At 41.8% G+C, this 11,620-nt stretch carries 10 protein-coding genes; 7 read left to right on the plus strand and 3 right to left on the minus strand.

Annotated features, from left to right (window positions below):
• Positions 1-71: 71 nt before the first annotated feature.
• The 3 genes from AC5JM2_RS04075 to AC5JM2_RS04085 form a co-directional block, all read right to left on the minus strand.
• Entirely contained in the window at positions 72-854 is a 783-nt protein-coding gene (locus AC5JM2_RS04075; RefSeq protein WP_495833634.1) for an FHA domain-containing protein, read from the minus strand.
• A 344-nt stretch (positions 855-1,198) separates the two neighbouring features.
• Complete coding sequence (locus AC5JM2_RS04080; protein WP_495833635.1) at positions 1,199-4,177, minus strand: glycerol-3-phosphate acyltransferase; 2,979 nt, start codon at positions 4,175-4,177, stop codon at positions 1,199-1,201.
• A 302-nt stretch (positions 4,178-4,479) separates the two neighbouring features.
• Positions 4,480-4,620 (minus strand): hypothetical protein, encoded by a 141-nt coding sequence (locus AC5JM2_RS04085; RefSeq protein WP_495833636.1) that lies wholly within the window; start codon positions 4,618-4,620, stop codon positions 4,480-4,482.
• 403 nt (positions 4,621-5,023) lie between these two features.
• On the opposite strand from AC5JM2_RS04085, the gene AC5JM2_RS04090 reads away from it, so the two are divergent.
• From AC5JM2_RS04090 to AC5JM2_RS04120, 7 genes are all read left to right on the plus strand, one after another.
• Positions 5,024-5,995, plus strand: a complete 972-nt coding sequence (locus AC5JM2_RS04090; protein WP_495833637.1) for an SGNH/GDSL hydrolase family protein — start codon at positions 5,024-5,026, stop codon at positions 5,993-5,995.
• 154 nt (positions 5,996-6,149) lie between these two features.
• Entirely contained in the window at positions 6,150-6,836 is a 687-nt protein-coding gene (locus AC5JM2_RS04095) for a pentapeptide repeat-containing protein (protein ID WP_495833638.1), read from the plus strand.
• 358 nt (positions 6,837-7,194) lie between these two features.
• Positions 7,195-8,778 carry an FAD-dependent oxidoreductase gene (locus AC5JM2_RS04100; protein ID WP_495833639.1) on the plus strand — a complete coding sequence of 528 codons (1,584 nt, stop codon included), beginning with the start codon at positions 7,195-7,197 and terminating at the stop codon, positions 8,776-8,778.
• 65 nt (positions 8,779-8,843) lie between these two features.
• A complete protein-coding gene (locus AC5JM2_RS04105; protein WP_495833640.1) occupies positions 8,844-9,719 on the plus strand; it encodes an SMP-30/gluconolactonase/LRE family protein in 876 nt (291 codons plus the stop codon).
• A gap of 200 nt (positions 9,720-9,919) precedes the next feature.
• A complete protein-coding gene (locus AC5JM2_RS04110) occupies positions 9,920-10,387 on the plus strand; it encodes a hypothetical protein (RefSeq protein ID WP_495833641.1) in 468 nt (155 codons plus the stop codon).
• Positions 10,384-11,163: a hypothetical protein gene (locus AC5JM2_RS04115; protein WP_495833642.1), complete on the plus strand. Its 780-nt coding sequence runs from the start codon at positions 10,384-10,386 to the stop codon at positions 11,161-11,163. Before AC5JM2_RS04110 ends, AC5JM2_RS04115 begins: the two co-directional genes overlap by 4 nt.
• Positions 11,141-11,620 (plus strand): pentapeptide repeat-containing protein (locus AC5JM2_RS04120; protein WP_495833643.1); only part of this gene is annotated, 480 nt, incomplete at its 3' end. The genes AC5JM2_RS04115 and AC5JM2_RS04120, both read left to right, overlap by 23 nt.

Genomic DNA, 11,620 nt, shown 5'->3' on the forward strand with positions numbered 1-11,620 from the left:
ACACTGCTATGTGAGATCAGTGTGGGCTTCTATGGTTAGCAAAAATATGGTTAGCAAAAACGTTGAATCTATTAATTCTTTCGCAAACTATAGTTCAAAATTTTTCCAGTCGTAAATACTTGACATCCACCGACTAACAAAGCAGAGGATACGAGAATAGCCAAAACAGATACTGGTACAAAGGCATTGGCATTAAAAAACATAACTGTAATTCCTAATGCCATCAAGAACCATGCTATGTGACGGAATGTATGACGACAGACAAGGACTACAACCCCTACAGTACATGACAGTACACCTGGGATGCGTACAGAAACAGGAATCTGAATATTCACAGCTAAAATTAAAATTCCTACTATCATCAATACCAAGCCAATGAGCTTAGTAAAAAGCTCCATTCGAGATTGCTTTGTGTTTGCAACCAATTCAATCTGAATCACTGTTGGTGAATGATTCAGCATAGTATTATCAGACTGAGTTGCTATTTCTTGCTCTCGTTTCTGTAGAAAGATAAATGTGAGCTTACCCCCATGACCTAGGTCTATCTTATCTCCAAACTTAAGTGGATGGCGCTTTGTTGGCTCTAGCTTGATATTATTGAGATATGTACCATTGACACTGCCGAGATCAACGAGATAGTAAGTATTTTTTTCTACATGAATTTCCGCATGAAGTCGAGAAGCAAAATTGGCATTTGGTAAGCCTGCAACATTGATATCAGGCATGGTCTGATCTTTGGGCTTGCCAATGCGAATAACAGAAAAATTTTGGGGCAACTCAAGAGGAGTGTCGGTTTGAACATGAAAAAGTTCTAAACTCAGCCCTGTTGTCTGTGATCTGCCTGGGTTTTGCATGCCTTGTCTTTAGAAAGCAATTTTTCAATGAATTACAGTTACCTTGTTTGGTCGCGAAGATGCGTCAGGTGATAACTCTCGATTTCTTGTCTTAATTTTAATACTTATATGATTACTTATATGAACTGTACAATATTATATTCGCTCTGGAACACTCTGCCGTCTTGTAGACGGTAGATTCATAACAATTTATAAAGTAACCACTACAGAAAACGGGAATAATTTATACTTAGAGCTACCACATTAAATAAATTTAATATGGCAAAAGTCCCAGCCTTAGGCTGCTCCAGTGTCAATTCTACACTAGCAATCTAAAATACGTGAGAACCAACTCTTTCGCCAAGTCATTCAGGGGATCTCAAGTCGTCGGATATTTCCACAATACCTTTATACCCATCAATCCGCACTTTCTGACCATCTTTCAATAATGACATAGCATCTGTCACATCCATAATGGCAGGAATACCATACTCGCGAGCGATGATTGCCCCGTGAGAAAGTCGTCCACCCGCTTCAGCAATCAATCCTCCAGCCCTAACGAGTAGAGGTGCCCAACCGGAATCTGTATAAGGTACGACTAGGATGACGTCTCGGTCAATATCCCCAACACTCTGTAAATTCCGCAACACCTTTACCCGTCCTTCAGCTTGTCCAGGGCTGGCAGGAATACCTTGTAAAACATGATTTTGGGAAGGAATTGCTGTTTGCAAAGGGAATGCGGGAGGATTATTGCCGTAAACTAAAACAGGTACTGCATTTCGCTGATTATCTTGTGCTAGTTGTGTGCGCCTCAATTGTACTAAATCCTGCAACTGTTGGACAAAAGCAGGTTCAAAACTTTCAACAAGACGCCGTACTTCCTCAAGTTCTAAGAAAAAGATATCTCCTGGTTGTTTGAGTAAGCCCGACTTTAACCAAACTTGTTCCAACGCTACAAAACACCAGCGCAACTGGGCTAAAAGTCGAGAATAAACCTCTGTGACTCGCCCTTTCAGATGTACACGCTTTTGGACAAACCCTCTGTTCTTCTTCCTTTGACGCTTTTGCTGTTTTAGCGGTTCATTTGTCTGGATGAATTGTACAAACAACTGCTTAACCGCCTCTGATTCTTCTTTCCAGGTGGGAACCGCAATATCAGTTCCCACTTCGCTCAAATAACCGTAACGCTCAAGCAATTTGTCGAACCTGTTTACAATTTCTTGCCCTTCGGGAGTTCGTCTTAACTGCTCAAACACTTTATCTGGGTGAAACTCAGGTAATATCTGCCTAGCTTCCGTGGCTAAATCTTGAATTGCTCGCAACGCCGCTACTTCTGGCGTCCGACTGTTATCAATATCCCCATCCTTTACCCGAAATATCGCTTGTCGCAACGCCGCACTCAACGGAGCTAATATACTGTAGTATGTTGCACGACGAAGTAACTCCAGAATCAAGTTAATTCTTGTCCACAGCCTTGCTGGATCTAGGTTTTCTACAGGTTCTTTGGCTAACTCAGACAAAGCCGGAACAAACCGCTTGCGATTATCCCTGTTGAAATCCAGTGTCAGAGAAAACTCCCGCAACAGCAAACGCACTAAACCAGGAAAATTCCGCAATGTGGTTTCTATAGGAGGCTGACTCATTTTTGCTCCCCTAGTTAAAAACTCCAAGCTTTCAGGGGGTAAACCCATGCGGCGGAAAATTTCTCCTAGTAGGGTGGCATTAAAGTAGGATCTTGAATAATGTAATGTCGCTGTTTGGTTAAAATCCAAGCCCACAGAGCCTTTACCCAACACCAAAGCAAAAATTTCTCCCCAAACACCACAAGTTAAAGGACGATTGATTGACCAAGTTAATGGGCGAATCAGTCCAGGAATCACCTCTGCAGCAATTTTGCGTGTCCATATCGGCAGTAGGGTGGTTATGGGTCGAGTTTGCAATGTCCAAAGAGTTTGACCATCGTATGTCCACTCAATATCTTGAGGAATACCGTGGTAATGTTCTTCCAGATGTCGAGATAGATATGCGACTTGCTTGATTAATGTTGGTGGTATATTCCCCTCACCTTCTAATTGAATAGAAGTGAAATTATCTGTCTCAACCACATAAGCGCGATACTGTTCAGGCGTTACTCGTCCGGAAACTACACCAGTAGCGTTTCCTGGCAAAGCTTCAATGATGATCGCATCTCCTTGTTTGGTAATGGGATCACGAGTAAAAGCGACACCAGAATAGACACCTTGGACTTGTTGTTGAATCAGCACCGCCATTGCTGCATCAGTAATGGTGCTTTCGCCCGTATGTTGCCCAAAGTCTTTCTGAGATTTTGCTGCGTTTGTCTGGAATGGAGAATCCTGTTTTGAAACAACAGGCTTGGTAACAGTGCGATCGCGTCGATACTGTATTGCCCGTTCACTATTGTATGACGCTCGACACTGGGCGATCGCATCTCGCAATTCCTGTTTACTCGTCACATTCAAAACCGTTTCATACTGTCCTGCGCCGGAAGCAAGTTCTGTATCTTCTCCAATGGCTGAGGAACGTACCACAAACGGTAAAACTGGTGAAGGTTGAAGCGTTTCTATCAACTGTTCAGGATTCTGGTACGGACCAATGATCCATCCTTTTGGGACTGGATAACCCCATCGTTTGACTTCGGCTAATCGAGCTGCCTTTTGTCCCACATAAACAGCATCCAACTCGTCATCTAAAGTGAGAATGCTTTGATTCCCGCGAAAAAATTTAAACGCTGCTTGTGAGTCGCTTTGTGCTTCTTCAACAGGAAGATTCAAGTCGTCAGGAATTTGTTTGTAAATCCAGCCAAGTAAGGTAGCAAGACCAGCAGCAGCCAAGATTCTTGATGGAGCTTCCGGATGCAGCAGGGCTACAATTGCAGGCAACAGAACTAAAACCCCAAATTTTGCCAATTTCCTAGAGCGCACAATGGTAAAGCTGACGCTAGCAAGCAATAACACAAAGACTGCTGCAAGTGGATCATGTACGCTAAATCCCCACACAGCGTTAGTCGTACCAGCTCCTTTACCCCCCAAGAATCTACCCAATACTAAGCCCATCAGAGCAATCAATTCCCAAGCTGATCCCTCTCCAAAGAAAATACGAGCCAGCAAGACTGCGGCAATACCCTTGATCGCTTCTGAAAAAACAGCCAGAATTCCAACTAGTGTACCGCCGTGGTAAAAAGCAGATGAAACACTAATATTGCCTGTACCCATTTGTGCTAACTGCCGCCCTGTTGTAGCTTGAGTGAGCCAAGCTATGAGTGGTAGCGCACCTAACAAAGGGCAGATAATGAAAACGGTTACAAAACCCCAAAGTTCTAACATTTTTGCTTTTGGATTTTAGATGTGTTTTTAATCTAAAATCTCAAACCTTAAATTGAATAATTATTTTTCATCGTCATTACACCATAATTGTAGACACGGGAGTTGTGACGCAAATCGTCTTTGCCAATGTCTGATCTGGTTTGCTCAATTAAGCTTTCTCTACTTTTGACTATTTAATATGATTTATAGTTTCAGTCATACCTGAGCAGAGCACTCACGCCCATAAAGAAGCGCAAAATGATACTCAGAATGACTTCTATGATACATCTAGCTCCCTGAAGTTGGGAGTCCCATCATCCAATTTAGTGAACTGCGTAGGCTGCTTGCAGTGCCCAAATGATCAGCGCCATAATTGACCCTAAAAGCACCACGGAAGAGATGGTGACTACTTTTGGGGTATCAGCGCCTTCAAACTTCATAATTCCTCGGTTTAAGTCGGACATAGCTTTGTAATCCTCCTCATGTTACAGTGCTAACTTGCCCGTTTCGATTCTAGTCCTTCTGTTTGTATTTGATGCAAAGTTTATATTACGATTTTGTTTAAGCTTCGCAACATTTCCATCGTTATAAATACTCATATTAATAGATACATTATTTATTTTTATACAATAGTCTCTACGGCTTTTCTAATTAAAAAGTCTAATTTTTTACTCTCTTTTTACCAGTAAAATAAAAAGTTTAGTGATAGTAATTTGTATTTGAATGCAATCACCCTCCAATTCAATAAATGGGCATAGCTTATGTTCACCCTACAGCAGTACCAAGTCAGCGTTGTGTAAGAAGATTTCCATTGACTGACGTAACAAGTGTAAAATATACGGAACTTAGAACAAACGGACTCAACAAGTGAAAGTGGCGCTGGTCATCAGTTTAGTCGTCGTGCTCGGATTGTTTGTGATCATAGAGGTGGGATTAAGATTGCTGTTCGGGTTTGGCAATCCTCTAACATACGTTCAGGATGAGCAGATTGGTTATCTGTTGAGTCCTAACCAACGCACCCGTCGTTTTGGTCATCGTATTACAATTAATCAGTATTCAATGCGAAGTGAAGCCATATCCCAGACGCGTTCACCATCTACTCTGCGGGTGCTACTTTTGGGAGATTCTATTGCTAATGGTGGCTGGTGGACAGACCAGAGTAATACGATTTCTAGCTTAATGATCCGCTTGCTAACTTCAACAGTTGCTAGTAATTTCCAACAAGTAGAAGTGCTGAATGCTTCAGCCAACTCTTGGGGACCAAGAAATGAATTAGCCTATTTGGAAAAGTTTGGCAGTTTTGAGGCTCAAGCACTTGTGCTACTCATTAACACCGATGATTTGTTTGCTACCGCTCCTACATCTTTACCCGTAGGATGCGATCGCAATTACCCCGACAAAAAGCCAGCTTTAGCATTAACAGAAGTCTTTCAACGTTATATATTAAAGCCAACGCCAATACCAGGAATAGAAGCAGTACAAAATGAACCAGGCGATAGAGTTGGTTTTAACCTAGAAGCAATTGGCAAAATCCAAGCACTTACCTCTCAAACCAATACTCAATTTCTTCTCGTCATGACTCCCTTACTCCGAGAAATTGGTTCGCCTGGATCCCGCGATTACGAAGTTATAGCCCGAAAGCGCTTGAGTGAATTTTGTCAAGCCCAAAAAATCACTTATTTAGATTTTTTACCAATATTTAACTCAACTCAAGACCCCAAAGCCTTGTATCAAGACCACATCCATCTTAACTTGCAGGGAAATCAGTTGGTGAGTGAGGTGATTTCGCGATCTGCGCAGAGCGCAGCAGCGTTTGCGCAGCGCCCCCTTAGGGGCTAGCTATCGCTGCTTGAACTATTGGCACAAAAGTAAACAATACTTTACAATACCATTTTTTCGTATAAAAATAAAAATAACGAAAGAGAGATATGACGCCAGGAAAATATCTTGTAAAGTCAGAGAGGAGTGTATCTACATCGGTCAAAGTTGCCCAATGGTTAAAGAATCTTTCCAAGAACTTCTAAACTTGAACCAGCGCGACGAAGCACAAACTCATAACTTGTCTGCAGAAAACTTTGCAGGAGAAGACCTTCAAGAGGCAAACCTTAGCGGTGCCAGTCTGTTCAATGCTAACCTTAGTGGGGCAAATCTCAATAATGCCAAGCTTGACATTACCAATCTCAGTACTGCCAACCTTGCTAGTTCTGACCTGAGTGGTGCAGATCTGTGTGGTGCAAATCTCGGCCTTGCCAATCTCAGTGGTGCCGATCTCAGCGGTGCAAACCTCAGTAATGCAAACCTGTGTGGTGCCAACCTCAGTCATGCCAATCTCACTGATGCAAACCTCACTGATGCCGATCTCAGTGCTGCCAACCTCAGTGGTACGAACCTCAGTGGTAGTAATCTCAAAAACGTGAACTTGAGCCTAGCCATTCTCGATAGTGCGAACCTCAAAGGTGCTAATATCAATGATGCCTATCTTGGCGGTATTCGGCTCAGTGGTGCGGATCTCAGCGGTGCCAACCTCAGTGGTGCGAACCTCAACGTTTCTGACCTCAATGGTGCAAACCTCAGTAATGCTGACCTCCGCAGTGCCAATCTCACTAACGCTTATTTGAATAGTACTAACCTCTATGGTGCCAAAATTAACGATTCAACGAAATTTGATGATCACAGTTGAGATTGATACTCTTCGTTAAACTACGGAGAACCTTAAGATATCAATTGTTCACTAAGGATGAACTGCTCACCACGTTGTTGGGCGTGGTGATGTATCATTACGTTCTTTTGGGCGTTTAAACTCATTGTCAAGAAAATTCTACTGAAATAAAATCATACAATAAATTGCGACAGTTTGGACAAAACACAAGTCGCAATTCTGACTCTACTTTGACACTTGTTAGCTGTAGTGTTGGCGTCCAGTCATTCAAAAAGTACTCATGAGGGTACTAATTCATTTCTGGAATGACAAGAGGAAATATTGTTGACTTTATTTAGAGAATCAAATCTGACAAAATTGAGGGTTAAACAGAAAACCTATGCCTGAAGTCAAGGTTGCTACCATAACTGGTACATATGACGTTATTTGCTTCGGAGACGAAATTCCTGGTATTCTCGCTCTAGTTTCTGCCGCACGCGAATACAACCGTCAAAAAAATCAATATCCACGGACTTTGCTACTGTTGAAAGGAAATTCTAAATTAGGAATTGGGGGTCATTTAGTACGTGGTGGATTGTCTTATCTTGACCGTTCTGTAGTTCCTGCTGCGATTCGTCAATCACGTAATTTGGACACCTTTGGAGATCCACCCGCTATCTACAAAGAATTTTTGAAACGAGCTGGTGTAGCGTTTATTGCTCTCGATCCGGTTAAAGCTGATAACGCTTTGCGAGCGATGTTGCAAGAGGTGCGTGCAGATATTATTAGCGATATTGAAATCAAGTCCGTAATTAAAGAAGGACAGAAAATAACTGCTATTGAACTAACTAAAGGTGAAACCTATGCAGGCAAACAGTTTATTGACTGCACTATAAATGCAGAATTAGCGCAAGCAGCTGGAGTTAAAAAACTTAAGGGATTTGAAACTTTTGGCTTACCTGACTCCGAACTAGCAGTGACTTTAGTCTTTGAGACTAGTGGGCTAAGTATTGATAGACTCAAAAATGTGGAGTCTCTATATCTCAAACGCTTCACCAATAAAGCAGATACTGAAGCTCAAAAATGGTTAAATGTTGCCGCAGGAGGAGATCCAGCAAGAGCAGACGAGCTGAGAAAAGACCTGGTTGATTCCGCAGGCAAGCTGAAAACGATGTATGCAGGTCAAGATTACATCGACGTTCGCTCTAAAGCTCTCTCCATAGCCTACCATGCTTTCCGAGGTACTGCTTTGTCCCTACAGTCTAGTGGTACCATGCTTGACAACGGAAACATAGCAATTCTGTCTCAGGGAAGGTTATCTTGGAATGCACTGTTATATAAAGTTAATGCTGACCAAGCAGAAGCTTTAACACGCGCCAAATCCAAGCCAACATCAGACATGCTGCGTGAGATGGTATTTGTGAGAAAGTGGTTTCAAAGCATTGGCGCGACTCAGGTCAAGTCCGCAGAAGAACTTTATATTCGTCATGCTGGTAATATTACAGGGGCAGTTGATCCCCTGAGTGGATCTGAAATGCTTGCAGGGGGTGTGCCACAAAGTGAAGCTTTGGGAACCTTTGGTTACCATTTTGATATTCGTGGCGGTATCAATGGCTTAGATGAAAGGGCTGCTGGTAAAGGTTTTAACGATTTTGCATTTCTGAATCCGCCCTTGTTCAACATTGGTATTCGGCACGCCCTGGTTAAAAATGTACCCAACTTGGCTGTTATTAGTCCCGGTTCTGGATTTGTTGGCTATGCTTCTTCTGCTGGGAGAATTGTGGAATTCAACTGTGGTGTTGGGCAGGGAGTTGGGATTGCAGCAGCAATAGCGAACGCTCAAGCAGGTACCCTTGCGGACATTTCTAACACACAGGTGCGAACCATCTTGGCTCAAACTGGACAGCTATCTCAAGTTTATGGTACGGACAACCCACTACTAGCAAGTAAGCTAGGCAGTTTTGAAAATCAAATGATTGCTTGAACTTACTTGGCAATACCATATAGTAATCATTTGAAAAGCACTGTAACTCAAAGAGTATTTTGACAATGAGTCATACACAAGAAACTGGAATTCCAGGTGTATTAGCGGCAAACACCAAAATCACTAAACTTGCCGATGGAATGTCCTTCTGCGAAGGTCCAGTTTGGGATAAAAAACATCATCGGCTCATTTTTAGTGACACTGATGCAGATGAACATAGATGCTGGAGTGATACTCAAGGGTTACAGACTTTTCGCAAGCCTAGCTATCAGCCAAACGGAAATGTTTTTGATTTGCAAGGCAGGCTTTGGACTTGCGAACACGAATCGAGGGGAATTAGCATGACCAACATAGATGGTCAGCGAACAATAGTGGTGGATAATTATGCAGGCAAGCACTTCAATTCACCAAATGACTTGGAGGTAAAATCTGACGAGACAATTTGGTTTAGCGATCCAACCTACGGTATTGGTAACAGAACCAAGGAAATGGATTTTCAAGGGGTTTTCCGCTTCGATCCCAAAGCAAATAAGCTGACATTAATTGCTGATGATTTGAGTATGCCAAATGGCATCGCTTTTTCTCCGGATGAAAAGAAGCTTTATGTTGGAGATTCGGCAGAGGATAAGCGACAAATACGCGCATTCACGGTGAACCCAGACGGAACGGTTTCCGGTGGCGAAGTGCTATGCACGACTGAGAACCCAATTTGGGGTCCAGACGGAGTTGACGTGGATGCAAATGGAAATATCTACACAGGTTGTGGTGATGGCGTAAATATTTTTTCTCCAACCGGTTTGCTGCTAGGCAAGATATTAACTGAAACTCCAATCTCAAACTTTGCCTTTGGCGGAAATGATGGCAAAATGCTGTTTATGACTAGTGAACACGCTCTATATCGGGTCAATTTGCTAGTAGCAGGTGCGGTTAAACGATGGTGATTTCGTAGAAAGTGAGGAAATTTACCTTAATTTAGTGCGATTACTTATTTTTTGCTTTTCTTAGAGTTGATCGCCTTTTTTTGTGCCTTTTTTAACTCGTCGAGATCACGTTAACTATAAATTTTTAGAGAAATTGCGGAATTTAGAGCAGAAACCATGTGGTAATAACTAAAATAAGATGCCGCTAGATGAGGTAGCACATGGAGCCATTGACTGTTGGTGCGATCGCACTTGTAAGTCTACTGTTAAACAAAACGTTTGAAAAAACAGGCGAACTCATTGTTGCTAAAGCCTTTGAGCAAGCCAATAAGGTCATTCAACAACTCAAGCACAAGTCCAGGGATACAGCAGAAGCCTTAGAAGCGACAGCGAAAAATGCAGCATTACCTTCAAAACAGCGAGAATATATTGGTGAAGCTGTTTTGGTTGAAAAAATAGAGTCAGTGGCAAAGGCAGATCCGGAGATTAAAGCAGCAGTGGAAGCTTTGGCAAACGAAGCACAGACAGCAGCAGAACAAAATCCACAACTGGCAGTAACAATTAAAGCATTGACAGAAGCGGTAATAGCTCAACGCCCAAACATTATTAATGAGAACTGGCAAGGGATAAATTTCAAGAATGCAAATCCCACCATCAGCAATAATACTTTCAATTTTAGTGGCAAATGACTAGAGAAGATTGGCAAGGGGTAAATTCTAAGGACTCGAATGTTACCATCAGAGACAATATTTTCAATTTTGGATCTTCTGAACAAATTTCTGAGTCAATTCCACTACAGAATCTTAGTACTAGCGGTGGTGAAGTAGTTCCTTTTGACAAATTGCTACTAGATCATAAATATGCTAATTTAGTTGTACTAAAAATACATTTCTTAAACTGGTATTATCAAGTCCAAACACAACAACTTAGTACTATCTTACATATTTCATTTGGCGAGGTAGAAGAGAATTTCATTGAGAAAGAATCAAATGATTTTGTCAAAAAAGAAGGAAGTATTAGATTTGGTATTAAGTTTGGTAGATTGTGTTTAAAATTGACAAATGGATGTATGCCATTGGAGAAACGTAAAGTTCCCAAAGTTCAAGATTTTAACGGAGATGTCACATTTATGGGAACTGACGAAAATCCTGAATGGCAGTTTAAGGTGAAACATAAAGCAGAAATTCCAGAAAAAGCATCAGTATTATTCGGTTCGCTGAGCAATCAAGAGCTTGGAATCATGGAATTGCAAAATACATCTTGTCAAGTGGAAGCGACTTTTCAAGTCAAGATTAACATCAATGATTTAGGAATCACTTCCCAGGATGGCGTCTGGGATGAGAAAACTAATAAAAAGAAAAAACATGCGAAAATTTGTACTTTTTTTAAAAATGTTGTAGAGCCGAAACTAAAAGACTATGTAAGCAAATTAGTATTGCAGTATGACTCAACCACTATCTCCTGAAGAACTAGGCGATATTTTTCAAGCGATTGATAATGAGCCAACAGGAAAACTCTCAGAATTAGCAAAAATTGCTGGGCTGAGTTTAGCTGATGATTATATTGGTGCAGATCTAAGTGGAGAAGATCTTAGTAGAGATAATCTGACTGGTGCAAATCTAAGTAATGCAAACCTTAGTAACAGTAATTTGAGTGAAACTAACCTGTGCGGTGCAAATTTAAACAGCGCTTCCCTAGAAAATGCTGACTTAAGCGGTGCTGACTTAAGGGATGCTGATTTAAGAAGTGCCATCTTGAGCAACACCAACTTTATTAATTTACTGGAAGCACTCGCCGCCGCTAGAGAAATTCAGTCTGAGAGATATCGCGCCTCTGCCCTGAGTGCCTTAGCAGAGAAAATGACACGTGAGTTATTAGGCGAAGCACTCGCCGCCGCTAGAGAAATTCAGTCTGAGAGATAT

It is taken from the genome of Brasilonema angustatum (assembly GCF_059505445.1).

What these genes read in the sequence shown, in the direction of transcription:
- AC5JM2_RS04075 (WP_495833634.1), bottom strand. Translation starts at nt 854, where the DNA reads ATGCAAAACCCAGGCAGATCACAGACAACAGGGCTGAGTTTAGAACTT.
- AC5JM2_RS04080 (WP_495833635.1), bottom strand. Translation starts at nt 4,177, where the DNA reads ATGTTAGAACTTTGGGGTTTTGTAACCGTTTTCATTATCTGCCCTTTG.
- AC5JM2_RS04085 (WP_495833636.1), bottom strand. Translation starts at nt 4,620, where the DNA reads ATGTCCGACTTAAACCGAGGAATTATGAAGTTTGAAGGCGCTGATACC.
- AC5JM2_RS04095 (WP_495833638.1), top strand. Translation starts at nt 6,150, where the DNA reads ATGGTTAAAGAATCTTTCCAAGAACTTCTAAACTTGAACCAGCGCGAC.
- AC5JM2_RS04100 (WP_495833639.1), top strand. Translation starts at nt 7,195, where the DNA reads ATGCCTGAAGTCAAGGTTGCTACCATAACTGGTACATATGACGTTATT.
- AC5JM2_RS04105 (WP_495833640.1), top strand. Translation starts at nt 8,844, where the DNA reads ATGAGTCATACACAAGAAACTGGAATTCCAGGTGTATTAGCGGCAAAC.
- AC5JM2_RS04110 (WP_495833641.1), top strand. Translation starts at nt 9,920, where the DNA reads ATGGAGCCATTGACTGTTGGTGCGATCGCACTTGTAAGTCTACTGTTA.
- AC5JM2_RS04115 (WP_495833642.1), top strand. Translation starts at nt 10,384, where the DNA reads ATGACTAGAGAAGATTGGCAAGGGGTAAATTCTAAGGACTCGAATGTT.